Consider the following 25325-nt stretch of genomic DNA (forward strand, 5'->3'; position numbering starts at 1 on the left):
CGCCAAATACAGAGAAAGGCTCGCAGATATTAGCTGGTTTATGCGAGTGCTTAACGAAGACATCGCCCGCCGAGCAAATAAAGAAGATAATTGTACAGGTCGGTTTTGGGAAGGACGATTCAAATCCCAAGCATTACTGGATGAGGCAGCACTGGCTGCTTGTCTCGCTTACGTAGACTTAAACCCCATTAGAGCCAAAATCGCCGCAACGCCTGAAACCTCAGACTACACCAGCATCAAAAAGCGCATCGACCACGCTAAGCTGGGCAAACAACCAAAAAGCCTACTACGCTTTGCTGGTAGCCCGCGAAAACATATGCCAAAAGGCCTGCCTTTTGAACTCAAGTCCTATATTGAATTAGTTGAGCTCACGGGAAAATGCATTCGAGTCGATAAACGCGGGTATATCAATGAAGTACAACCGATTCTTACTCGACTCAATATAGAACCTGAGAACTGGATAAAACTCACCACGCAATTTTCTCGGGTATTTCATGGTGCAGTGGGCCGAGAACGAACAATAACCGCTTACTGTGAAACACTGCAAAAAAGACGGCGGACAAACCTAACAAACTGCGAGCGTTTGTTGGCTTAGCAAAACTCACATTCTCAACTCTAGAATTTCTTACTGCTGTATTTGCAGCGCGTTGTCGTGCGCGATAAACCTGTTTTGGTGAAAAGATACGCTTGGGCGCTAAAAATTAGCCTATAGAAAAATGTTTTTGTACCCAGCGACTGAAGTATTTTTATACTTTTTACTTCACTTCCTCAGCTTTGACGTTAATAGTGGTGGGTGTCACTTCTTTTAGTTATAGCTGATTAGTGAAATCAATGATACTGAACCTCCAGCTTATCTAGCTCTGTTTCAAGAAATTTGACATCGTGTTTCATTCGTTCATTTACTTCTGCTAGTTTCTTGCACAGTTCAATGGAACAGTATGGTTTGTTTTTATATTCTTCAAATATACTTACCAAACAAGCAATATTGTTAGATAATTGACCCGCATAGTTAGCCCACTGCCATTGGTTTTTTACTACTATCGTATCAAGAGTGCAAAAGCGTGATGAAAGTTCCTCAAGCACCGCATCTATTCGCTGTTTTTCTACCTCAAGTAAATCGGTAGATTCTATTTGCGATGTTGAATTAGCGTATGCCGATATATACCACTGCATGTTTAGACTCTCAAATTTCCTTAACGATTCCATACAACTCCATATAAGCGATATATGTTTGCCGTACTTTAGCTGCTTCTTCCATACATCAATACCTCTATAAGCTGTGATAGCAGCTATTATTCCTGCACAACCACCAAAAAAACCTCCTAAGGAGGATAGCAAGTTTACTAACCCCAAGTGATTGGCCAGATCAAAGTCGCCACTGGCTACTAGAATCGATGCACCAAATATACCTATGCACAAGCAAACTAAACATAGTATTAAAACGGCAAAATTGTTGATATCGGGTATCTCCAAGCTTAAGGGTAACAAAACTAGTTAGTTAACATAAAACCCACACAGTCTCTGGTTACAAACAATCCAATACAATTCAAAAGTAGAACATTAACTTAAAGAGGTGGCGTACAATTTTGTGGTTATCTCGGGTCTAGAAAATCGATCAATGATTGCTTAAATAGCCGAACACCATCGGGGTTTAATTCTTGCAGGTAAGAATAAATAGCCTCTTTTGACATAAGTTGCTTCCCCGCATGCACCCTGATTAGTTTCTTAAATACATTCTTTGCCCTAGTTGATTCACCTTTTCCTTCAATTGACTTAACCCTCGGGAGCCTTGCGTCTTCACTCAGATACTGTTCATAAATGACTTTCTCAATGCTAGCAAATGGCAAAAAGAACACTTTATTATTATCTTTAACATAGCGTTCGCCTTTCTGATCACCGTCTAATACAGCGATTACGTTATCTGGCTCTGAAAGAAACTTGCCAACTTCATTTCGATCCATAAGGTCAACAACTTGAGTGCCTCCCGCAATATGGATAATTTGGTACCTAAAGAATGGATGTGTACCATCAGTTGCCAGTAAATACTTCATGTACTCTTCTAGGCACTCATCTTCGGTTAATATGTATCTGTCAAATCCGATAAACCCGTACATAACACTTTTTATGAAGTTGTAAGAACGCGGTGATAATGAAACTGAATTGCCTTGGTCGGTGCTCTCCATGTAGTAAAGTTCGCCTTTTTCCAGCGTTTTCATTAGTGCTAGGGAGTGGGTTGTGAATACAATATTTATTCCATACTGTGTACAGTACTCTCTCAGAAGTCCAACAAGGTTAACTTGAGCGCTAGCATCTAGAGATATATCAATCTCATCAATTACAATGAGTTTTTTTCGGCGAAGCATTTGTTTGTATAAATTTATAACAAAGTACTCACCCGAACTGAAATAATCTTCGCGGATATAGAATCGCTCTTTTTCATCTTTAAGAATGAAATAATAAATATTCTTTTTTATTTCAACCTGCTTTAAATTTTCAAACCTTTGGTCACCATAAACCTTTTCTAAGAAAGCGATCAGTTCTTCTGGTCTAGTGTATGTGCCAACAGCAATGTTTGCTCTGAGATCTTCGTCAATATCTGCCAAAAGCCTAAAATGATTAAACCTTTCACCATGAGGGATAGGAAGCTCTACATTTATCATAGAACGCACGCGGTCAGGAATATGCTGCTTGCTATCAATGCTCTTTAAAAAGCGGTTGTATGTAAACTCTATCGCGCCAACCCCTTCAATTTCATAGCTTATAGAGCTTTCGGAGGTAAAGATGTATGGAGCAGCGGTTTCTTGGAATGTATTATTAACAGATAAGTTTTTAATAGCCCTTATTAGGGTCGTTTTTCCCATACCGTTTTTACCTGCAATGCAAGTCAGTTTATTTTCGGACAAATCAAACGTAACTTGCTGCCTAGCAAGGTGCTGAACATTATTGATAGTTATTGTTACTTTCAAGTTAGGTCACCGACTTACGAATAAACATATCGATCACAGTATTCCCGTATTTTCTTCTGAGCTTTGCAACATACTGTTTATCCATCGCATTAAACGCTATAAGCTTACCAGACAACATGCCGATGGCTCTTTCTCTGATTGTTTTATCATCCGTTTCTGGTGTTTTACTATCAGCGCATTTTTTAAAGAAATCCTCAAACTTTTGATCATCCGTCAAGAAGAAGTACAGTAGCGACTCTACTTCTTTTTTATCCGGACTAGGGATTGTCACAACGCCATTAGGTAAAATGTTGAACCCTAGTATCTTAAAGCTATGCCCAACTTTATGGGTCTTTGTCTTTGCCTTATTGATACAGAGAGAATTATTTACGTGCTCAATGAGTAAATTATCAATGACCGTTTCTATTGATTCCGTAAAGTCGTTTAAACTCCCAGAAACAATTAGATCATCTGAGTACCTTGTATACTTGAGTTCATTAGCTTCACAGTATGCTTCTAATGCATTATCAAATCTAAACAAGCAGATATTGCTTAATAGTGGAGAAGTAGAGAAACCAGCAGGAATATGATCATCAATTACAACTAAATCAACAATCTTCTCAATGAACAAATCAATGTCGGATACTGGTGCATTCGACAGCTGACTTTTCAAAGCTGTCATCACATCGTCACGGTGAATATTATTGAAAAATTTAGATAAATCAGTTTGAAATATATAGTTGCTGTGTGAATGTATTTCTACTGCGTCACGGGTGCTAACCCCTTTCCTGTAGGAGAAAACAACATTAGTATTACAGTCAGCAAACTCAAGGATGGTTTTGTTAATAAAGCGATGCACCTGCTTCAATTTTGCTGAAGGAGCATACACTAACCTCTTTCTGAGATTTATAGTTTTAAACTCACGGTTTACGTCTAAACGCAAAAAGTCATCGAATGACATTTTGTCATGAAACGTCGAACTAAATATATCCTTTAGACTTCGTTTAGTGCTTTCATTGTTCAACGCGCTAATTCCTCAATAGCAAGCTTTTGGTACTTTCTACACTCTACAACTTAGGAACCTTTTGAGCTAGTCATACTACAAGATAATAAAGACAAATATATAAAGATTGGCACAATGAAGATTAGCGAATAAATACTTGGTTGGATTAATTGAAAAAGCAGTAGGTCTGGTGAATCTGATAAATGATAGTAATAGAAAGAGTTACTATTCCGTGTAGAACTCACAATCACAAAGAGTATCTACACGGACGTAACATGACTCATAGCCTGTAGTGACCTTGCAAAATGACCGGAGATTCTCCTAGTCGCATGGTATGTGTTTAGGATATGAGGTTTGAGAGGTAATTGCAAGTGATCCGCTTAGTTGTATCTGCAACTGCCCCAGCTTTAGTTCGGCTTGTTAGTAGAATCATACTGCCCCAAGATACCCAACTTGTAGCGGAGCATTTCTTCGAGCTATAAACCCGATATAAAGTACCGCGACACACAGCAACATAGGCACTGATTTTAAGTAAGCAAAATAGTCATAAAAAAAGGTTACTTCCCAGAACACCTTTGCGGTTTCTTCGTTTATACCTAAATGCTCCAGATTGCGCAGGAAGTTCTCCATCAACGCAAAAAAATCTATTAACGCTAAGGTCAAAACTAAGAAATGTAATGGCCCCTCCGCATAGTTTTTTTCAAACACTGAGGCACTTTTTCCTCGGGTAAGCAACACCGCAAAAGCCATCCGATGTTTTAGTAAAAAGAGTAATAAAAGGCTGAGCGAAAATTGAATGGTGAACGCACAGATATTCTTATGATATCCACTATCAAGAATTGGGAAAATAACATTTACCAGCGCATAAACAGCTACCGTTGAACACAAAAATACTACTACAAAGCAAAGCGTCAACAGCTGACTATTTTTGTCTTTGTAAGAGTAAAAGAACAAGACTAACAATAAGATAAATAAAGTGGACTCAAAAATAACGACGCCAAAAGCCGATCCCAAGATAAGCGTAAGAATACTGCCCTTGTCCTTCATATTGTCTGGATACAGTCGTGAGAGCGCTTCGGTATCATCCAAAATATCAGCGAGTTTAACTCTACATAAGTCAGCAAACTTCATTAACGTACCAAGCTTAAAAGAGCTAACACCATTGAGATAGTTGTCTAGCGTTCGCATGCCAATCCCGAGGTGGCGACATATGTCTTCTCGAGACATCCCGCGTTTATGCTTTAGACCTTTTATTAGTAGCCCTATGCGCTGGCTTACTTCGTACTCTTCTGGCGTTTGCATCGCCCTACCGTTTCCTGAATCTAATAATTAATCTATTGTTATTAAAAGTGTGATAGCTGCTGGCGGCTCTTCTTACGTGCGAGCAATCCAATATACAACAGAGTAATGCACAATAGTGTCGGAAAAGCTTTTAGATACGCAAAGTGGTCAAAAAAGAACGTAACTTCCCAGAATATTTTAGCAGCTTCCTCATCCACGCCTAGGCGATCTAAATTACGAAGAAAGTTTTCCATCAATGCAAAGAAGTCTATAAGCACTAACGTTAAAACTAAGAAATACAATGGCCCTTCCGCGTAATTTTTCTCGAATACCGAGGCTGATTTACCACGTGTGAAAAAAACTGAAAGTGACATTCGATACTTGAGCAGAAATAACAGCAGTAGGCTTGAGATTAACTGACCACCGTAGGCATAAATATTCTCTATGTAATAGCTTTCAACCACCGGAAAAACAATATTTTTTAAGTAAAATACCATTACTGCATCTAGTGAAAGCACAACTGTAAAAATCAAAGTTAGCGATAAGCTATTTTGATCTTCTTTACATAAATAAACTAAGACAAAAAGTAAAATACAGGTGATCGGCTCAAAAACTGTAGCACTTACTACCGTAGTCATTAGCAAGGCTAGAATACTACCTTTGTCCTTCATATTGTCTGGATATAGTCGTGAGAGCGCTTCGGTATCATCTAAAATATCGGCAAGCTTGACTCTACAGAGGTCAGCAAACTTCATTAACGTACCAAGCTTAAAAGAGCTAACACCATTAAGGTAGTTGTCTAGCGTTCGCATGCCAATCCCGAGGTGGCGACATATATCTTCTCGTGACATCCCGCGTTTATGCTTAAGACCCTTTATTAATAGTCCTATACGCTGGCTTACTTCGTACTCTTGTGGCGTTTGCATCGCCCGCCATCTCCTTATTCCGTGATTTACTTATCGACTTATTATTACGCGCTTTGGGGCTGCTGCGTATTTCTTTTCCGTGCAAGTACCCCTGCATAGAGAAGTGCTATACTAAGCAACATCAGCGGGGCTTTAAGGTATTCATAATAATCATAGAAGAAGGTCAACTCCCAAAATATTTTTACCTTCTCTTCATCCATACCTAATCGATCTAAATTGCGAATAAAATTCTCTATTAGCGCACAAAAATCAACAACTGCTAGGATCAGAGCAAGGAAGTAAAGTGGAGCTTCAACAAGGCTCTTCTCAAATACTTCGGAAGATCTTCCTCGCGTGATAAGCACCGCAAATTTCATTCTATATTTAATTAAAAAGAGCAAAAATAAACTTAGTGCCAAGTTTATTGAAAAAGCGTATACATTTTGAATGAAGCTATTAGCAGCTGCGGGGAAAACAACGTATTTAAGCCAGTAACCAAATGCATTACTTAATGCATAGATCACTACAAAAATTGCGACCATACATTGATTGTTTTTGTCTTTGTATGAATAGCAAAGCAACATAATTAACAAAAACAAAGTGAGTGACTCAAAAAGCATTGCCGTTGCAAGAGAGCCGAAAAGCAATGTAAGAATACTGCCTTTGTCCTTCATATTGTCTGGGTATAGTCGTGAGAGCGCTTCGGTATCATCCAAAATATCGGCAAGCTTGACTCTACAGAGATCAGCAAACTTCATTAACGTACCAAGCTTGAAGGAACTAACGCCATTAAGGTAGTTGTCTAGCGTTCGCATGCCAATCCCGAGGTGGCGACATATATCTTCTCGAGACATCCCGTGTTTATGCTTTAGACCTTTTATTAGCAGCCCTATGCGCTGGCTTACTTCGTACTCTTCTGGCGTTTGCATCAGTCCGCCGTCTCCTTATTCCGTGATTTACTTATCGACTTATTACTACGTACTTTGGGGCTGCTGCGTATTTCTTTTCCGTGCGAGTATTCCTGCATAGAGGAGTACTAAACTGAGTAAGATCGGCGGGGCTTTAATGTATTCGTAATAATCATAAAAGAAAGTTAATTCCCAGAATGTTTTAGCGAAATCTTCATCCATACCGATATGCTCTAAGTTGCGAATAAAATTTTCCATCAATGCGCAAAAATCAATGAGCGCTATCATCATTGCTAGGAAGCACAGAGGTGCCTCGATAGGGTTTTTCTCGAAGACATCTTCAGACTTGCCTCGCGTGATAAATACAGCAAATTTCATTCTATATTTAAGTAAAATGAATAAAAGTAAGCTTAAAGACAAATTAATTGAGAAAGCATAAATATTTTGATAGAAGACATTAGTAACCACGGGAAAAAGAACAAAATGCAGCCAGTAGTTAGCTACATTCGTTAATATATAAACAGTGACAAAAATTGCGACCATGCATTGACTGTTTTTGTCCTTATATGAATAGCAAAGCAGCGCTATTAATAAAAGCAAGAAAACCGACTCGAACAGCATAGCGGTTGTCCCTAAGCCAAAAAGCAATGTTAGAATACTGCCCTTATCCTTCATATTGTCTGGATATAGTCGTGAGAGCGCTTCGGTATCATCCAAAATATCGGCGAGTTTAACTCTGCAGAGATCGGCAAACTTCATTAACGTACCAAGCTTGAAGGAACTAACACCATTAAGGTAGTTGTCTAGCGTTCGCATGCCAATCCCGAGGTGGCGGCATATATCTTCTCGAGACATCCCACGTTTATGCTTTAGACCTTTTATTAGTAGCCCTATGCGCTGGCTTACTTCGTACTCTTCTGGCGTTTGCATCGCTCCGCTTTCCCTTTAACCAAAACACCAAATTAACCCAAACATTACATTTTGTTTAACATAAAGACAAGTACATGTTCTAAATAGATGAGAACAGCGTAGGTATTGGGGTTAAAACGTAACGAAGAGAATAAAATGTTCGTGTTTTCTAACTGTGGCGGGTGTTTGCAATATAAAATTGAAACGCAGTATTCGAAAGCTACTGCGTTTACATAAAATTTAGCTAATTTTGGATTGGCTGTCTTTTTGTTCTAACCACTAGCCCAACGTACAATAGGGTAACACACAGCAACATGGGAACACCCTTAAGATACTCAAAATAATCGTAAAAGAAAGTTACTTCCCAAAACACCTTAGCTGTTTCTTCACTTACTCCCAGTCTCTCCAAATTACGCAGAAAGTTTTCCATTAATGCAAGAAAGTCTACCGATGCCAAGATTATCACTAAGAAATATAGGGGTCCCTCAGCATAGTTTTTCTCAAAGACTGACGCTGATTTTCCGCGAGTAAGCAAGACTGCAACTGTCATTCTGTGCCTGAGCAAAAAAAGTAGCAGTAAACTAAGTAATAAACATATAGAAAAAGCAAAAATATTACCTATAAAATAATCATCAACAGCCGGATATATTAAAGTCTCGAGAACTAACATAGCAACTGAGGACAGAATAAACACAACTGCAAAACACAGTGTCAACAGCTGACTGTTGGCATCATTTTTTGATAGAAATACCAATAAAACCAAAGCTAAAGACATTGTAATCTCAACGAATGGCGCACTAACCATTGTTACCAATACAGCCGCAGCTACACTGGTCGAAAAAGCTAATTTAAATAAACTTTTCATACTTCCCTCCTAGTTTACCGGCGCTTGCTTTGTTTCTGCTTCGGCAACTTTTGGACCTCCATCTTTAGAACTCCCAACACCTCCAGAAACCTGTTTACACAATGAACGACTAAGATCTATTTTTATTGGCTTTTTCTGTGCAGCCTTCATTGTTCTTTTCCTCACTTTTTTCTCCATACAGGCCAGAGAGCTTATCTGTATCTTCTAAAATATCTGATAACTTTACTTTACAGATTTCAGCAAACCGAAGCAATGTCCCAAGCTTAAAGGAGCTAGAGCCATTTAAATAGTTATCAAGGGTCCTGTCACCCACACCTAAACGTCGGCTAACCTCTTCTCGGGTCATCCCTTTTTTGCGCTTTAGCCCCCGTATCAGTCGGCTGATACGCTGGCTTACCTCGTATTCTTCTGGCGTCTGCATCGCCCCACCATATCTCTCAATCACCCCAACCAAGTTAACCAAAAGTTTACATCCAGTTAAATATAAAGACAAGTAGATGACAGTACTATTTTTAGGTGCACACTCGCAAAAAAAACCCAAAACAGAAACAAACTTATCATTATATTTGAATTTTTGGTATCAATTGATTCAAGCAACCCTCGCTAAACCTGCTTATTTGTTGTTTTGCAGACCATTAAAATCAATAATTAAAAACACACAAACTTCTCTATTTTTATGTGAAAATGTTCACATTATTGTGTAGGCGCAGCATTTGCTTTATTTAAAACCTGCTTACGGCGCGCTGTTATTCCTGCGTATAAAACAAACATACAGAGCAGATAAGGCACGGCCTTAATATAAGCAAAGTAATCAAACATAAAGGTCAGCTCCCAAAATGGTTTGGCAACTTCTTCATCTATACCTAAATGCTCTAGGTTACGGATAAAGTTTTCCATCAATGCGGCAAAATCAATCAAAGCTAACGTACATGCGAGTGCATAAAGCGGCGCATCTACTTGGTTCTTCTCAAAAATACTGGCTGAATTCCCTTTGGTAAACCATGCACCTAAAAACATTCTGTATTTGATCATTAGCGCCAGCAGTAAACTCAGTAAAAATTGAGTCGCAAAAGCATAGATATTTTCAATGTAATAGCTTTCAATAGCTGGGATCAATACAAATTTAAGCCAGTAAACAACGGCGATTTCTAACGAAAAAGCAAATATAAAAATTGCAACAATGCTTTGGCTATTCTTGTCATTACGCGCATAAAAAAATAACAAGATCAGTAGTGCAATGAAGATAACTTCAAATACTAAAACGCTGACAATAGAACTCATAAATAGTAAAAAGATATTGCCTTTGTCTTTAATATTCTCAGGATACAAGCGCTTCAGCGCGTCGGTATCATCCAAGATATCAGCCAGTTTTACCTTGCAAAGATCCGCAAACTTTAACAATGTCCCAAGTTTAAATGAGCTCACTCCGTTTAGGTAATTATCTAACGTGCGCGAGCCTATACCTAAACGTTTACAGACATCTTCTCGGGTCATACCTCTGGTACGCTTTAACCCAAGTATTAACCTACCTATCCGCTGGCTTACCTCATATTCCTCTGGCGTTTGCATCTGTCCACCATTGTTTTACGTTAGCTCCCTTGAAATTAACCCAAACATTACATTTAGTTAAATATAAAGACAAGCTTCTCTCGATAAATTGCAATGAAAAAACAATAAAGCACTCAATACTTCACCAACTTTACGTAATTTGAAACATTTTCATCGTTTTTCACGCTTAACCGTTCTTTAAAGCCAAACCTTATTGAGGGTACACCCCTCATAGCCCTAAGTAATCCGCAGCCGGCGTATTAAAAAGATCGCTGGATAAACCAGCTCCTACGAGGTGGTGTATCGCTGGGTAAACCAGCTCCTACGCGGAGGTGTATCGCTGAGTAAACCAGCTCCTACGCGAGGTGTATCGCTGGGTGAACCAGCTCCTATGCGGTGGTGTATCGCTGGGTAAAACAGCTCCTACGCGGAGGCGTATCGTTGGGTAAACCAGATCCTACGCGGAGGTGTATCGCTGAGTAAACCAGCTCCTACGCGGGGTGTATCGCTGGGTAAACCAGCTCCTACGCGGAGGTGTATCGCTGGGTGAACCAGCTCCTACGCGGGGTGTATCGCTGGGTGAACCAGCTCCTATGCGGTGGTGTGGAGTCAGTATAAAGTGCTTTGTGCAGCGGTTGGTGCCTCATAAAGATCGCTGGGTAAACCAGCTCCTACATGGAGGTGTATCGCAGAGTAAACCAGCTGCAATATTAAAAGGTGATTGTTATGCTTTACAAAAAAGTACAGTTGTTCTATTTTAATAAAAGTACAAGTGTTCTTTTTTAGAGGTCAGGATGAAATTCAGCTACTTTAACGACAAAGACGGCTCGCTTATTACCAAGATAAGTCGGGGTGTTACAGGGCTTATGTGCACGCTTGCGCCACCTATTACTTCGAGGTTAGGTCAGGTACTACTGATGAGTCCGCATGGTAAGCGTCAATATCAGTTTAAAAATAAAAAACCCAATGGTGAGTTCAATATTCTGACCTCGCTTGGTCGCGTTCATGTAAACGTGTTTGGCCTTGGCCCGAAGACCGTTGTATTAAGTCATGGTTGGGCCGATAACAGCAGTTGCTTTGATACTTTGATCCCTGAACTCGTAGCAGCGGGATTTTGCGTTGTGGCGATTGATCATGTTGGTCATGGACAATCTCATGGTAAGCAAGCCCATTTGCTGGCTTTTGTTGAAGCACTGGATACCCTGATTGAGAAGCTAGAAGCCGATCGCCATGATATCGTGGCTTTGGTGGGGCATTCTATGGGCGCTGTGGCGCTGATGAACTTACCGGATTATCGCCTAGAAAATCGTGTGGTTATAAATGTTGCAACTCCCGTGCAGTTTTTTGAGCTGATGTTTGAGCGCGTTTCGCAAGCGGGCATTTCTGAAAAAATGCTGCACCAAGTGTTAGGCGCTATCACCACAAGATATGGCACGCATTGGCATTTGATCCGAGATAAATTCCACGACGGTGTACTTAAGTTTAAGCCGACATTTATTCACGATACCGAGGACCGATTTGCGCCATTTGAACACGTAGAGTCGCTTATCGCTGCCACTCCTGAGCGTTTAATCCAAACCTCAGGCCTTGGACATCGCCGCATTTTAGGCGATACTGGCGTTATTCAACGTATTACTCAAAGAATAACTGCATAAGTGATGAATAAAGGCGAGAGAACGAGACAAACCATTTTAGAGCAAGGTATGCGCTTTAGTAGCCAATATGGCTTAATAGAAGTCACTATTGGTTCTATGGCAAAGCTTTGTGGCTTGTCTCGCAGCGGGCTTATCTCGCATTTTGACAGTAAAGAAGATATGCAGTTGGCGATCCTCGATTACTGTGAAGATCAATTTATGCTGCATGTCGTCGCACCGGCACGGCACCAAGATCCCCTAGTGCAACTCAAAATGCTCTTTTCTATTTGGGCAGACTGGACTCGCGAATTATTTAATGAACCACATTCAACTTGCCCGTTTATCAAAGCGTTGGTTGAATTTAATTGCCATACAGACAGTCCTATTCATACCAAAGTTACCGAGCAACATAACCGATTATTTAGCTATATTAAGCATAAAATTGTGCAAGGGATAGAAAGCGGTATTTTTCATCCTGAGCTTGATGCGCAGTGCGCGGCGTACGAGCTATACAACTTGTATCTAGGCCATGCGATAGCGAAAAATACGGTACTAACAGAACATGCCAGCGAGTTGTTTAAACGTAATATTGAGCACTTACTTGAAAGTTATCAAGCTGATCCAAAAACACGGAGCGCATCTGCATGATTGAAATAATCTCTACCCCAACCCGCGATATTGTTGAGCAGCTTACTGAGCTATACATCGTGACCTTTTCAGCGCCACCACGCAATGAAGAAATAGACCAAGCAGCTATTCGCTTGCTTATGGAAAAGGAAATCGAAGAAGGCGAAGTACGTGTTATTTTTGATGACTCAACACAGCAACTTATAGGCAGTTTGTCGCTAGTGCCAATCGCGCATTTTAAAGATAAAGCGCGCTTTGATCTTACGTCAGGCCTATACATTTCGAACTTTATGGTTGATGCGAATATTCGCGGCAAAGGGATTGGCAAGCAATTACTACAAGACACCTTAGCCGCTACTCGCCAACCTATCCACACTCGTTGTCGAGTAGATGCCTTAGCAGTGAATCATTTATTTCAGCGCCATGGCTTTAAATTGGTTGCTAATTACACAACAATTATGAATAACTCGGTTGCGGCGCGTAATATCTACACCTATCAAGCTGAATAATCTGCGGATAATCCTTGGATTGTCATTGTTGATTAATACATTCACTCTTATACTTTGCCAAAGAGTCGTCGTGTAGAGTAATGAGATGCTGAGGTTTTTTTCGATTGAACACGGTGTAATTTCCGAAATGGAACCAAGCACCGACACCCCGATTGAAATAGCAATCAAAAACGCCCATTGGATAGATACTATTAATCCCACTGAGGAGGAGCGAGTTGCTCTGGCAAACACGCTAAATATTACCCTTCCTGGTGCGGATGACGTAGAAGAAATCGAAGCCTCTTCGCGCTGTTTTATCGACAGCGAAGGTCTGCATGTACACGCTTTATTTATGTCTCCCAATGACGGGCGTTTTAATACGGTGACCGTGGCCTGCTTATTACAAAAAAACTGCTTATTAACCATTCGTGATGACGAGCTTGCGGATTTTAGGTTGCTGCGACTGCGTGCGCGTAAAGGGCAAGTAGCGTGCGATAACCCAAAACAGCTGTTAGTGACTTTATTCGACCAAAAAGTCGAAAACCATGCGGACATGCTTGAGGATATGCACCACCAGCTTGAAAAGCTCAGTGCCTATGTGCTTGAGGAAGAAGACTCAGATCTAGAAGAAGCTGTTAGTCGTATTTCAAGGCTAGAAGATGCCAACGGTAAAGTGCGCTTATGTTTGATGGATACGCAGCGCAATATCTCATTTTTAATGCGCCATGTGGGGGTGCAATCTGAGGAGCGAGAAACGCTACGGGAAGTCACACGAGATATCGAAACCCTAATGTCGCACTGCGCCTTTCTCTTCGATAAAGTGAATTTTTTAATGGACTCTACGCAGGGTTTTATCAATATCGAACAAAACCAAATTATTAAAACCTTCTCCATTGCCTCTGTCGTATTTTTGCCACCCACTGTGGTTGCCAGTGTGTATGGAATGAATTTTGATAATATGCCAGAGCTAAACTGGGCTTGGGGCTATCCTTTTGCCATTGCTATTATGCTGCTCTCTGGTTTTGCGCCTTATTTATTCTTTAAACACAAAGGTTGGCTGTAAACTTTGGTTAATCTAGAGGTGTAACTTCATTTCAAGCAGGCAAGGTGTAAATCCCGCTTTTTCATAAGCGCGAATTGCTGCGGCATTACTACTGTATACATCAAGGTAGAAGTCGTTGACGTTTTGGGTTTTACACCAAGCGATTAAGTGCTCCATGATCGCTTGATTCAAACCTTTACCACGATGCTCAGGTGTTACATACATAAACCCAAGATAACCATGCTGCGTGTGCTGTAGCTGCTGTTTAGATGCTCTTATTTGCACATACCCTGTTGCCACTATTTGCTCTGATACTTCACCAACAACCACTAACGTATTCGAACAAGTGAGTAATTTTTCAAAATCGTAGTATTTGGCGTCTTGTGATTTGATTGTTGAGTTATACGGACGCTCCGCTTCGATCACTTGCTGTTCTAAACCTAGAAGTGTAGTTAAGTCGTTGATGGTGGCTGGTCTAATTATCATATTTTTTCCTTAAAAAAAGCCACCTTAGCTTAACTAAGGTGGCAAAGCCACTATCTACAGTGTTAAAAATTGTCAGGGACTACATGAGGTTAAGTGTTAATGGTCGTGAGATTCCTCTGCAGTAATACCAAGCCATACTAGTTTTTCTGGTACGTAATCTAGCTCAAATGTGTCTACCAGTTTGGCTTCTTCTAAATCAAACTTTTTAATTTGTTTTGCGATTGGGTCGCTCACATATACCGCTTGCTCTGAATGAGAAAATGTAATTTGGAAGCCGTGACCTTCTGGCATCGTAGTTAAATCAGCATCACTTACTTGTACTTCACCTGCAGCTTCAAAATGGTGTTCACCATCATGCTCATGACCGGCAAAAATGCTGAGTTTACCTGCAGTATCCATCACCACAACATGCTCACCCGCAAAGCTAAATCCAAAACTCGCAATGCGATAGTTATCACTTACTTGCCATTCAAGCTTCTCGATATGGCCGTGCTCTGGGTCAACCATCAGCACATCATTACCTGCTGATGCGATAAATTGCTCTGCATCATGGTGGCCTTTGAGGGTGCCAATTCGCTGCCCGTCAGCAAAGTAATCTGGATTAGCTAGTTTTACTGCACTAAAGCTTTCGCCTTGCTGAGTGATAACCGCAACACCATCACCACAACCAAATGCCACTGCTTCTTCATTTTGTGCGCTGCCGTGAAGTGCTGGACAGCTTACGTTAAATACCTGCTCTTGATGAAAATGGTCACCATGCGCATGATACAAACCAATTTGCGAGGGTAGAGAAGTTTCGGTTTGAGGGTCTCTGATCGTGCTAATTAGAAATTCGCCTCGAGCTTGCGCCGCACCGTGCATGTAAGTGTCGTAATGTAATGCAGCGACTTCGCTTTGCTCGCCGCTAATATGCGCTTCACTAAACATCGCGGCACTGGCATTTTGTTGGCTGTCTTTGTCGCCATCTGAGAACACAGCAATACCAGACTCACCGACAGTCACGTGTGTTGGCTTCACTGATTCTAAATGGAACGAAGCAAGTGCAGGCGACTCTTCGTGAGTATGGTGATGGTCGCCATGCTCCTCTTCATATAAACCACCGTCAATAAACTCCACTAAACCTTGGTCACGTTGTACCAAGACAGCAAAGCGGTGATTTTCAGAGCTATATACATATTTTGGATAGTGTGTAACGCCAATCGAGTCGATAAGTGATTTATCCGCCGTTGAGTACACATTCACAACGTTACTTTCTGCGCTAGTGACTAACAGGCGACCATTTGCGTCTGTGATCGCATCTCCATGATCATGATCATCATGACCATCGTCATCATTGCCATTATCTTGTGCTGGCGGGTCTACTTTTACAATTGTGTGCTCAGTACCACCACATGCAGAAAGAAGAATTGCGGAAATGGCAACTGCCAAAAGTTTACCTTTTAATACCATGAGAGAGATCCTATTTTTATTTATGTTATACCATAACTTTAAATATGTTATCTTATAACAAAACTAAAAACAACACCTCGACTAATCACCTATTGACTATTTTGCGCGCAAACCCAATAGTGAAGTATGAAATCCACTTGGCATTACCAGACAAAAGACACTCTCAAGATAACAAATGCCTTGATGTAACACTCCGGCTATATAAAAAGGACTACTTAATGGACTATTTGGTTGCTATCACTTTATTTGCTATTGCGTCTTCCGTAACGCCCGGGCCAAACAATATTATGGTAATGACGTCTGGTGTTAATTTTGGCTTACAGAGAAGCATCCCCCTGTTAAGCGGTATTTGTGTGGGCTTTTCGATCATGCTGTTGCTGGTTGGCTTGGGTTTTGCGCAGCTTTTTGAGCTATTTCCTAGTTTGCACTTTATTTTAAAGTGCATTGGCGTCATTTACCTTTTATATCTTGCCTACCTTGTCGCGATGTCTTCACCCACGACTGATGCAGACTCAACCCTTCAACCTTTTTCGTTTTTAAAAGGCGCGTTATTTCAGTGGGTAAACGCAAAAGCATGGATTGTGGCAATAGGTGCTATTTCAACTTATACCTCCGCTGACGCAGACTTCATGAGTCAAAACTTGATGATCACCATTGTCTTTCTGTTGGTGTCATTTCCTTGTGTTGGGATCTGGTTGGTGTTTGGTTCATCGCTGAAACATGTATTAAAAAATGAGCAAAGTCGTAGATGGTTTAATTTTGTGATGGCTGCATTACTTGTGCTTTCAGTAATGCCAATTGTGCTGGAGATCTTTGCAGGATAATACCCTGCAAAGATTACCGTGTTATTGTTACTTGTTGTCCGCTTTTTACCGACGGGCGATCACCCACACTGCATGCACAATTCCTGGTATATAACCCAACAATGTCAGCAAAATATTTAACCAAAAAGCCCCGCCAAGACCGACTTGTAAAAATACACCAAGTGGTGGAAGCAGAATTGCAATGATGATCCTCAATAAATCCATTGTTCTCTCCTAAAAGTTATAGACGCTTTCATCCTGCATGGGTTATGCCAACTCAAAGGAATGCCTTTTGCATTAACCCAATAACAGTATAGGAGATAAAAAATGCCAGATTGGATTAATCTTGATTTAGCACTCATTTGGTATCACTTTTACCAAATTGTTTTTGCGTTTTTACTTACATTACCTTTAGCTATTAATAGAGAAAGTCGCTCTGATAGCGCGGGGCTTAGAACATTCCCATTAGTCGCTATTTCCTGTTGTGCTTTTATTTTAACAAGTATGGATGTATTTGAGTCACATGAAGCACAAGCGAGAGTCATGTACGGTGTCATTACTGGAATTGGTTTTATTGGTGGCGGTTCAATTGTGAAAAACGATAATTCCACACATGGCACAGCAACCGCTGCAGGTATCTGGTTAACCGGGGCAATAGGGATCTCTAGTGCATACCAGCGATATGAAATCGCAATTGTATTAAGCGCGGTGGGCTTTATGGTATTTCGCTTACTTGAGCCTTATAAAAAGCCTTCCAGCTCCCAATAAGTTTACATTGAACCTTTAGTCCGCTTGCTCGTCACTTGACGTTTGAGCTCTAGCTTTTCACCAAAAAAGTATTCGTAAACGATAACTGAAGTAAAATAGAAGAATCCGAACACACTGATATCAATTAGCAATTTGCCAAAATCGAAAGGCTCTTCAAAAAGTAAATATTCAAAATCAGTGATGTAAAAGACTAATTTAGTTAAAAAAAGTGCGGGTAAAAGAGAAATGATAAATTTCAAATTAATGTCCTTTTAATTTGCGTGACCTACAATCCATAATGAAGTCTAACTGATTTATTCAGAGATTGCACGCAGTATACAATTTATTTCGATAATTTACAAAGAGTTACTATGTAAGCCCCATATTAGCTGAGCGAGCGCCCAGCTAATATGAACATATCAAAATTTAATGATAGTGGAAACCGCTTCCTCGTTTGCCGTTTCAATAGACATTTTCAGCTCACGATTTTGCCAATCAATGTCTATCAAGCCGTAGTTACTTCCCGATTTATTAATCAAATGGCGGTTAGATGTTGTCAACTTTGCGATATCTTTGCTAACTACGCCAACTCGTCCCGTTGGGATATTAGCACCAGCTGGCGCACAGTTGCCCCATTCACCCTCAATACCTTTTTGGTTATCATCCACTTGGGTATAACACCAAGGCTTATCATTGTCTCGCGTGATACAACCTTGATAGGTAATGCCTGCATATTTGAACGGTAGCTGACATGCTTTGGCAAAATTGCCATCCCCTTTGTCGTCTGCGTAAATAGGTAATCTTAATGGATTTTCAATATGATAAGGCCAGTTTTGACCAAAACCCGATGCCGTCACTTCGTAGACGTTAACTGCTTGACCATATGTGCTGCTTGCGGGAATAGTCTTTTGCAAAAGCTCTCCCCAATGCTGATCGCCAGACAAAAACACAACGGCTTTAGTCTTACCTTCGTTCACTGATTTCTGTACTAACCTAAGCAAACGTTCCCTTTGTGCTGGCATTTCAGCCCAAGACTCATAACTAGTACCAGACATATTTGTTTCTTCTAATGACGCGATGGCAGCATTAAATGTTTTGCCGTCTCCATAAGCACAGTAGTTAGTTTTACTTCTGCCTTGATGCAGCGGAGGCAGTACTTGAATGCCGCTTGCAATGAGCTTGATTTCTGATGGCTTTTGTAACTCTTGCTCAAGCCATTGCCACTGCGCCTCTCCCAATATAGTGCTACTTTCCCCCTCACACGTTCCGTAACTTGAGAAGGTTGGAGAGCGGAAGTAACGGGCATCTAATGTGATCACATGCGTGGTTTCGCCCGATCCCCCCAACATTTTTGCTTCATAAATACCAGCTTGACCGTTTAGTCTTGGATCAGCCTTATCAACATCAAAGTGACGCAAATATTCTTTTTGTGCGTTTACTCTCTCTGGATAATGTTTGCCTTCATTGTTCCAACCAAAATCATGGTCATCCCAAGTCGCCATCACAGGGATCTTAGCCTCTAAAAACTTGCGATATTCACTATTATTCTTTTTATCATCATACTTCTGGCGCATCACCGCCATATCAGTGGTATCTGCGTAGATATTGTCCCCTAACCAAAGAAACAGATCCGGTTGTTGGCCAATTAACTTAGCGAGCGCTTCTGGCATATCTCCTTTGGTTTTGAAACATGAACCTAACGCAACTCTATCTAATCGTTTACTTTGTAGGGGTTGAGTGTGAGCTAAAAGCGTTGGCGGCGCTTCTGGTTGACATTCTTCCCAACCGCCCTCTTCGACATAACACCAAGGTGCGGTGTGATTTCGGGTTGTACAGCCATAAAACTTTTCACCTTGATACTCAGATGGCGTTTTACATGCTTTTCCGGTTACCGTTTTGAATTCTGGGATGGTTTCTGTTCTGACATGACCCCATGTTGCGCCTTCGATGTTTTGTTTTAAATAGCACCACTGCGAACCTGAATTATTTTTATCCGTTGTCCCTTGATACTGTGCGGCTAGATAGTTAAAGGTGGATTTACAAGACTCGTAGTGAACTTCAGGTTCTGCACTGGCGACGCTGCTCATGAGCATCAACACGGCTGGCGTGAGAGTATAAGTTTTCATCGTTTCCTCGGTATTTGAATGTTGGCATCCTTGCTAGTTTTCCTTGCGGGAACGGAGTCTAATCCGGCAATGTTAAATTTTAGTTTAATATTTATTTCAAGTTCACATTTACTTCCGCATTCATGAAATAATACGAAAGTGGCTCAATAAATGAGCCATAACGAGGCCTTATGGCAAGTGATTGATAAGCCAATCAATAAATACTTGGATCCGAGCTCTTTTTGGTGAATAGGGATCAAATAACACATAGCGTTGCCATACCACAGGGTGAGGGGTATCAAAAAGCTGCACAATAAGGCCAGCTTGTTGAAAGTCTAAAAATAGCTCTTTGGAGACGATTGCAACACCTTGGCCTTTAAGCGCTGCACTCAATGCCATGTCATTAGAAGAGACTCGAGTGTGTGGGCCTTTGGCACAAATACTTGAACCGCATATCCCCTGAGACTCAAACCATTGCTCCCAGCTTACTTTATCATCGTCGTGGTGAATAAGATTGCACCTTGCTAAATCATTCGGAGACTTAATTTGCAGCGATTCTTTGTAGCTTGGTGAACAAACAGGGTAGTTGCTATCTTCCCCAAGATATAACTGCTCAAGTCCGGCGGGGCAGGCTAACTCTCGCTTGGTAGAAAACCGGATCGCGATATCAATATGATTTAAACGAATATCTTCAAAGCGATTAGAGCCAAGCACGCGAATTTGGATGTCGTCATGAGACTCGTAAAACGAGCACAGGTTAGGCATTAGCCATAAAGAGCAAAAAGACTGGGTTGACGTGATAGTCAAGCTACCAGCCAATTCTTGTGTTTGAATTTGGTTCAATCCCCCAATAATGCGCTTAAACGCACTTTGAGTAGACATTAACAACACTTCGCCGGCTTCAGTTAAGTGCATATTGCGGCCTTTTCTTACAAAAAGCTTAACTGCAAGTGCATTTTCTAATTGCCGCATTTGTTGGCTTACTGCCGCTTGCGTAATGTTCAATTCGAGTGCAGCTTGAGTGTAACTTTGGAGCCGAGCTGCACTCTCAAAACAGCGTAGTGCACTTAAGTGCCTTAACCTCTTATCCATAAGCTCAACTTATATTAATTGTAATTAACTATCGTTGGTATCCTGCCATATTTTGACCCAAGATACAGTCATAAATTACTTAACCTAAACGCAGTTTATTCACTACTACGACAGGAGCAACAATGAATTATTGTAAACCAAAGCCAAAGTCACAGTTATTACACTGGTTAACTATAATCGGGGCCTATCTGAAGCTAGAACACATAGTGAAACATAAGTAGTTTCAATATGTGGGAACATAATCAAGTACGGTGGAGTCTGTTACAATTTTTGTTACACAAAAAGTCGACTAGTCCACCTCTTCAATTTATTGATATTACTTAATATTTAAAATATTAGCCCGATAGTAAACCTTTACCCCCACTCTTTTTGCAACAAGTTTTGTTAAAGTAAAAGGAACATTGCGCTAACTATCTATGCTTTTATCACACCAAGTGACAACATACAGAGCATTGATTCGCAAGATAAATCAACAATAACAAAATGAATAAAGGATTTTTATGCTATCTAGGTCTTTAATATGCAGTGCTATTTTGCTGTCTATCAGCGCTTCAGCTCAGGCCCAACCAAATGCTGAACTTCATCGTCTAGCCACCGTGGCTAAACCTATAGAGCAAGCGGTCACATTTAACTTAGACCCTTCTAAAGAGCGTTTTTCAGGACACACGACTATAAAACTTGAGGTGCTCAAAGCCACCCAATTTATTGAGCTCAACGGATTAGACTATGCGATAGATACCGCTGAACTAGTCGGAAAAACGTCGTGTGAGCTCAGAGATAAAATGCTCGAAACCGGTAAAGTGAGATTGAGTTGCGAAAAAACACTGCAACCCGGTCGCTACACGCTTACTATCGACTATACCGCCCCTTTCAACCGTAATAGCGTCGGTCTCTACAAAACCATAGACAACGGCGTGCCTTACTTATTTACACAGTTTCAGATGAGTGATGCAAGAAGAGCAATGCCTACATTTGATGAGCCTGAGTATAAAATCCCATTTCAGCTCACTATTACAGCCCCTGACGATCAAAAAGTATTCGCCAACACGCCTGTTTTAGAGACCAAAAAGTCGAATGGTATGACCACCCATTACTTCGACAAGACGCCGCCTCTTCCTTCTTACTTAGTCGCCTTATCCGTTGGTCCATTCGAAGTACTTGATGTTAAAGGGATGTCGGTTCCGGGTAACATTATTACCCCACAAAAGAAATCAAATCTTGCCGCTTATTCCATCGAAAACACGCCAAAGATACTCAAAGCACTTGAAGACTATTTTGACTTACCCTATGTCTATAAAAAACTAGACCAAGTTGCAGTCCCTGAATTTCCGTTCGGCGCAATGGAGAATGCAGGCCTGGTGACTTATCGTGAGGATATACTACTTATTGACCCTGCAACGTCAACACAACAAGCTCAAACCTCACATGTGAATGTTATCGCTCACGAACTTGCACACCAATGGTATGGCAACCTAGTTACGATGAAATGGTGGAATGACCTGTGGTTAAACGAGGCGTTTGCCACTTGGATGGCTGCAAAGATCACCCAGCAGCTATTTCCTGAACTAGAAACAAATTTATCCCTATCTCAACACAATGCAATGCCCTATGATGCTCAAGCAACTACCTCACCGATCCGAAAACCGGTTATTACAGAGTCTGATGTAACAGACGGCTTGGGTCTTGCGTACAGCAAAGGTAGCGCGGTACTTTACATGGTTGAGCAGTGGCTTGGGGAAGAGGTATTTAAGCAAGGCATGCGCAATTATATCCGTAAATTTGCTTATAAGAATGCCGAAGCCAAAGATCTATGGAATGAGCTGGGTAAAGTATCTAATAAAGATGTAGCGACAGTGCTAGACTCATTTGTATCACAAGCTTCATTTCCACTTTTGACGATTAAGTTAGATGGCCAGAATGCCACCGTATCGCAACAACGTTTTGTAATAAAAGGACAAGAAGCAGCAGCACAAACTTGGCATATCCCCATCACACTGCGCTATGGTAGAGGTGACAAAACAGCCACTAAGACAATACTTCTAGACTCCAAGGCGCAACAGATTAAATTAGACTTTGAGCCTGAGTGGATCTTACCAAACGACAACGCGACAGGTTATTATCGCTGGGATCTTTCTGAGTCTCAACTCGCAAGCCTAATATCACATGCCCCAAACAAGCTAAACGAGCGGGAGAGATTAGACTTACTAAGCAATGTTGACGCGCTGATGGAGTCTGGAAAAATAAACGCCAATGCGTTGATGTTAACGCTCAGTGAGTTTATTAACGACACTCATCCCAAAGTAGCAAAGGCCGCTCTTACTCAATTACTATCACAACATAAACAGTATGAAGACGATTCAAATAAGTTACTTTGGGAGAAACTTTATACCACTTATGTTGAGCCTGCGTTTTCTCGATATGGACTTGAGGCAAATGCAAATGAACCAGCTGCCACATCGGAAATACGTGCAGCATTGGTCAGAGCACTGGCTTTCGAGACAAAGCATCAAACCATTATTAAGCATGCAAAAAAGCAAGCGAGTTTATATTTAACGTCACCTGATAAAGTTGACCCCTACTTGGCTAGAAGCTTCCTGCAAATTGCCGCTTACTACGGTGATGCTGAGCTGTTGAAGTCATACAAAAAAGTATTTGAAACCACCAATAACCCAACTCAACGTACTAATCTATTGCTTGCAATGGGTTATTTTGGTCCACAAGAATTGCAACAACAAGTACTAGATTATGCGTTAAGCGAGCATGTAACGGCCTCCGACTTTAATTACATATTAAGCGGGAATGGTAAAGGCGATGAGCGAAAAGCGCTTTATCAAAAGTGGTTTTATCAGCACTTTGAGCGCTTAAAAGAACGCTTCCCTCCTTTTGCAAAGCCACAGCTACCTTTTTACCTATTTACGTATTGTGACGCGGATGCATTAAAACAAGCTCAGCAGTTTTTTGAACCGATGCAAAAAGAAGTAGAAGGTTTAAGTAAATCACTTAAGCAGCTGGAACTGGCAACAAATACCTGCATCATGCAAAAGCAAAGAGAGCTAGCTTCAGTGAATCAATTTTTGAATAATCTGTAAAAGACTCCAACCAGTTGTGGCGCTTTTGGCTTTTGCCGAGCGCCACTATTTTTTTAGGATAAATATGTTACGCCCACTTTTATTATTATTATGTCTGCCATTCGTTTTGGCCGCTGAAACCGTAATTGATCCAGCTCGTGATAGAGCAATTCCAGTAGAAACTCATTTGCCAACCGACACCAACCCCTGTTCAAAAGCGGCACCTTGTCCTGTTGCACTGCTAAGCGCCGGCTATGGTGTCTCACATACTGACTATCAATTTTTGGTCAAGACGCTAAACCGAGCTGGATATTTGGTTATTACTGTAGGCCATGAGCTTGCAACTGATCCTCCTCTTTCCGTCGAGGGGAACTTATACGAAACACGCGCAGAAAACTGGCAACGAGGCGCTGATACGCTGGTGTTTATTCACGATTACTTTAAGCCAAAGTTCACCACCTTTGATTTTGAGCATATCCTCTTAATTGGCCATTCTAATGGCGGCGACATTTCAGCATGGTTAATCAATCACGGGGCTAAATTTGTAAACCAAATCATTACGCTAGATCATCGCAGAGTGCCATTACCGAGAAGCCTTGATGTAAAGGTATTGTCGATACGAGCAAGTGACTTTCCAGCGGACAAAGGGGTGTTGCCAAGTCGTACTGAAAAGCACAAATATCAGGATTGTGTTGTCACGATAGCGAGCGCAAAACACAATGACATGACTGACGAAGGTCCGAGCTGGCTAACCGACAAAATAGCACAAATTTTGGCTGATCATTTGGCTGGTATACCTTGCTTAGAGAATGAAAAAGCAAATGACCAATAGTCTAGTCGCGAAATGCAGAAAGGGAAGCGGGTAAATCTCACACCCCTTTCTGTTTATATGTTCTGCTTGAGCTGAGCTTTATTTAATTTCAGCCACAGGCATTGATAGCGGTTTTACACACATAAAATATGCCCAAGCAATCAATATGATTTGCAGTGGTGCTCTAATTAGCAAATAAACAGGTCCCCACTGATGTCCTCCCAGGCCAACGCTGTTGAGCGCGGCATACACATTTGCGGGAAAAAACAGCATAAAAATGGCAATTGCCGCTTTTGCTGCAGGTAATTGGTATTTTGGTATAAATAACAGAATCGCTACTACGAGTTCGATGACACCAGTGAAGTACACCAAAGGAAGCCTATACGGCACCCTACTAGGTAACATTTCTACCATCTCTTGTGCTTTTACGATATGGCCAATAAAAAAGAACATAAATGCGATACCGAGACCCCAACAGGCAAGCGTTGCTGCCTCTACCTGTACGTCTCTTATCTTTGAATAGATAACACCGAACAATAACGGGCCGCAAAGTAACAGTATAATGATGATTGGTGTAACCATGGTTTATGCCTTACCCCTTAACATTGT

General features: G+C 41.1%; 24 protein-coding genes and 2 pseudogenes. 9 read left to right on the plus strand and 17 right to left on the minus strand.

What is annotated here, in order from left to right:
- Nucleotides 1-595: pseudogene (locus tag MHN32_RS17845) on the plus strand (transposase); the annotation flags it as partial.
- A 233-nt stretch (nucleotides 596-828) separates the two neighbouring features.
- On the opposite strand, the gene MHN32_RS17850 reads toward MHN32_RS17845, so the two are convergent.
- The 10 genes and pseudogenes from MHN32_RS17850 to MHN32_RS17895 all read right to left on the minus strand — a co-directional run bounded on the left by MHN32_RS17850 (nucleotide 829) and on the right by MHN32_RS17895 (nucleotide 10385).
- On the minus strand, nucleotides 829-1173 hold the full coding sequence (locus MHN32_RS17850) for a hypothetical protein (protein WP_239422439.1): 345 nt from the start codon (nucleotides 1171-1173) through the stop codon (nucleotides 829-831).
- Nucleotides 1174-1592: 419 nt separating this feature from the next.
- Complete coding sequence (locus tag MHN32_RS17855) at nucleotides 1593-2966, minus strand: AAA family ATPase (RefSeq protein ID WP_239422440.1); 1374 nt, start codon at nucleotides 2964-2966, stop codon at nucleotides 1593-1595.
- Nucleotide 2967: 1 nt separating this feature from the next.
- Nucleotides 2968-3969 (minus strand): reverse transcriptase family protein, encoded by a 1002-nt coding sequence (locus tag MHN32_RS17860; RefSeq protein WP_239422441.1) that lies wholly within the window; start codon nucleotides 3967-3969, stop codon nucleotides 2968-2970.
- 408 nt (nucleotides 3970-4377) lie between these two features.
- Nucleotides 4378-5250, minus strand: coding sequence for a helix-turn-helix transcriptional regulator (locus MHN32_RS17865; protein WP_239422442.1), 873 nt, complete (start codon nucleotides 5248-5250; stop codon nucleotides 4378-4380).
- Between the two features lie 41 nt (nucleotides 5251-5291).
- Nucleotides 5292-6155 carry a helix-turn-helix transcriptional regulator gene (locus MHN32_RS17870; protein WP_239422443.1) on the minus strand — a complete coding sequence of 288 codons (864 nt, stop codon included), beginning with the start codon at nucleotides 6153-6155 and terminating at the stop codon, nucleotides 5292-5294.
- A 44-nt stretch (nucleotides 6156-6199) separates the two neighbouring features.
- Nucleotides 6200-7063 carry a helix-turn-helix transcriptional regulator gene (locus tag MHN32_RS17875; protein ID WP_239422444.1) on the minus strand — a complete coding sequence of 288 codons (864 nt, stop codon included), beginning with the start codon at nucleotides 7061-7063 and terminating at the stop codon, nucleotides 6200-6202.
- Between the two features lie 45 nt (nucleotides 7064-7108).
- Nucleotides 7109-7972: a helix-turn-helix transcriptional regulator gene (locus MHN32_RS17880; protein ID WP_239422445.1), complete on the minus strand. Its 864-nt coding sequence runs from the start codon at nucleotides 7970-7972 to the stop codon at nucleotides 7109-7111.
- A 223-nt stretch (nucleotides 7973-8195) separates the two neighbouring features.
- Nucleotides 8196-8816 carry a hypothetical protein gene (locus tag MHN32_RS17885; protein WP_239422446.1) on the minus strand — a complete coding sequence of 207 codons (621 nt, stop codon included), beginning with the start codon at nucleotides 8814-8816 and terminating at the stop codon, nucleotides 8196-8198.
- A gap of 154 nt (nucleotides 8817-8970) precedes the next feature.
- A pseudogene (locus MHN32_RS17890) lies at nucleotides 8971-9237 on the minus strand (helix-turn-helix transcriptional regulator); the annotation flags it as partial.
- Between the two features lie 272 nt (nucleotides 9238-9509).
- Entirely contained in the window at nucleotides 9510-10385 is an 876-nt protein-coding gene (locus MHN32_RS17895; RefSeq protein WP_239422447.1) for a helix-turn-helix transcriptional regulator, read from the minus strand.
- A 773-nt stretch (nucleotides 10386-11158) separates the two neighbouring features.
- Between MHN32_RS17895 and MHN32_RS17900 the strand changes: the two genes are divergently transcribed.
- The 4 genes from MHN32_RS17900 (at nucleotide 11159) to corA (ending at nucleotide 14176) form a co-directional block, all read left to right on the plus strand.
- Nucleotides 11159-12019, plus strand: a complete 861-nt coding sequence (locus tag MHN32_RS17900; RefSeq protein ID WP_206472464.1) for an alpha/beta fold hydrolase — start codon at nucleotides 11159-11161, stop codon at nucleotides 12017-12019.
- A gap of 3 nt (nucleotides 12020-12022) precedes the next feature.
- Complete coding sequence (locus MHN32_RS17905; protein ID WP_039496548.1) at nucleotides 12023-12646, plus strand: TetR/AcrR family transcriptional regulator; 624 nt, start codon at nucleotides 12023-12025, stop codon at nucleotides 12644-12646.
- Nucleotides 12643-13134, plus strand: coding sequence for a GNAT family N-acetyltransferase (locus MHN32_RS17910; RefSeq protein WP_239422448.1), 492 nt, complete (start codon nucleotides 12643-12645; stop codon nucleotides 13132-13134). The genes MHN32_RS17905 and MHN32_RS17910 overlap by 4 nt, the downstream gene beginning before the upstream one ends.
- A gap of 85 nt (nucleotides 13135-13219) precedes the next feature.
- A complete protein-coding gene (corA, locus tag MHN32_RS17915) occupies nucleotides 13220-14176 on the plus strand; it encodes a magnesium/cobalt transporter CorA (protein ID WP_239422449.1) in 957 nt (318 codons plus the stop codon).
- 12 nt (nucleotides 14177-14188) lie between these two features.
- Here corA and MHN32_RS17920 read toward each other — a convergent pair whose 3' ends face one another.
- Nucleotides 14189-14641 carry a GNAT family N-acetyltransferase gene (locus MHN32_RS17920; protein ID WP_211865105.1) on the minus strand — a complete coding sequence of 151 codons (453 nt, stop codon included), beginning with the start codon at nucleotides 14639-14641 and terminating at the stop codon, nucleotides 14189-14191.
- Nucleotides 14642-14737: 96 nt separating this feature from the next.
- On the minus strand, nucleotides 14738-16090 hold the full coding sequence (locus MHN32_RS17925; protein ID WP_174169502.1) for a hypothetical protein: 1353 nt from the start codon (nucleotides 16088-16090) through the stop codon (nucleotides 14738-14740).
- A gap of 218 nt (nucleotides 16091-16308) precedes the next feature.
- On the opposite strand from MHN32_RS17925, the gene MHN32_RS17930 reads away from it, so the two are divergent.
- Nucleotides 16309-16914: a LysE family translocator gene (locus tag MHN32_RS17930; protein ID WP_239422450.1), complete on the plus strand. Its 606-nt coding sequence runs from the start codon at nucleotides 16309-16311 to the stop codon at nucleotides 16912-16914.
- A 45-nt stretch (nucleotides 16915-16959) separates the two neighbouring features.
- On the opposite strand, the gene MHN32_RS17935 is transcribed toward MHN32_RS17930, so the two are convergent.
- A complete protein-coding gene (locus MHN32_RS17935; protein WP_010369885.1) occupies nucleotides 16960-17118 on the minus strand; it encodes a YqaE/Pmp3 family membrane protein in 159 nt (52 codons plus the stop codon).
- 102 nt (nucleotides 17119-17220) lie between these two features.
- Between MHN32_RS17935 and MHN32_RS17940 the strand changes: the two genes are divergently transcribed.
- Nucleotides 17221-17661 carry an MgtC/SapB family protein gene (locus tag MHN32_RS17940; RefSeq protein ID WP_010603704.1) on the plus strand — a complete coding sequence of 147 codons (441 nt, stop codon included), beginning with the start codon at nucleotides 17221-17223 and terminating at the stop codon, nucleotides 17659-17661.
- Between the two features lie 2 nt (nucleotides 17662-17663).
- Here MHN32_RS17940 and MHN32_RS17945 read toward each other — a convergent pair whose 3' ends face one another.
- The 3 genes from MHN32_RS17945 to MHN32_RS17955 form a co-directional block, all read right to left on the minus strand.
- Nucleotides 17664-17900: a hypothetical protein gene (locus MHN32_RS17945; protein ID WP_010603705.1), complete on the minus strand. Its 237-nt coding sequence runs from the start codon at nucleotides 17898-17900 to the stop codon at nucleotides 17664-17666.
- 159 nt (nucleotides 17901-18059) lie between these two features.
- Nucleotides 18060-19766, minus strand: a complete 1707-nt coding sequence (locus MHN32_RS17950) for an alkaline phosphatase D family protein (protein ID WP_239422451.1) — start codon at nucleotides 19764-19766, stop codon at nucleotides 18060-18062.
- A gap of 168 nt (nucleotides 19767-19934) precedes the next feature.
- Nucleotides 19935-20837 carry a LysR substrate-binding domain-containing protein gene (locus tag MHN32_RS17955; RefSeq protein ID WP_010603707.1) on the minus strand — a complete coding sequence of 301 codons (903 nt, stop codon included), beginning with the start codon at nucleotides 20835-20837 and terminating at the stop codon, nucleotides 19935-19937.
- Between the two features lie 500 nt (nucleotides 20838-21337).
- Here MHN32_RS17955 and MHN32_RS17960 point away from each other — a divergent pair, with 500 nt between their 5' ends.
- Together MHN32_RS17960 and MHN32_RS17965 are read left to right on the plus strand one after the other, a co-directional pair.
- Nucleotides 21338-23926, plus strand: a complete 2589-nt coding sequence (locus MHN32_RS17960) for a M1 family metallopeptidase (RefSeq protein ID WP_010603708.1) — start codon at nucleotides 21338-21340, stop codon at nucleotides 23924-23926.
- A 64-nt stretch (nucleotides 23927-23990) separates the two neighbouring features.
- Nucleotides 23991-24737, plus strand: coding sequence for an alpha/beta hydrolase (locus tag MHN32_RS17965; protein ID WP_211865109.1), 747 nt, complete (start codon nucleotides 23991-23993; stop codon nucleotides 24735-24737).
- A 78-nt stretch (nucleotides 24738-24815) separates the two neighbouring features.
- On the opposite strand, the gene MHN32_RS17970 is transcribed toward MHN32_RS17965, so the two are convergent.
- Entirely contained in the window at nucleotides 24816-25298 is a 483-nt protein-coding gene (locus MHN32_RS17970; protein ID WP_239422452.1) for a hypothetical protein, read from the minus strand.
- Between the last annotated feature and the right edge of the window lie 27 nt (nucleotides 25299-25325).

The sequence above is a fragment of the Pseudoalteromonas sp. Of11M-6 genome (genome assembly GCF_022347905.1).
GTDB lineage: Bacteria > Pseudomonadota > Gammaproteobacteria > Enterobacterales > Alteromonadaceae > Pseudoalteromonas.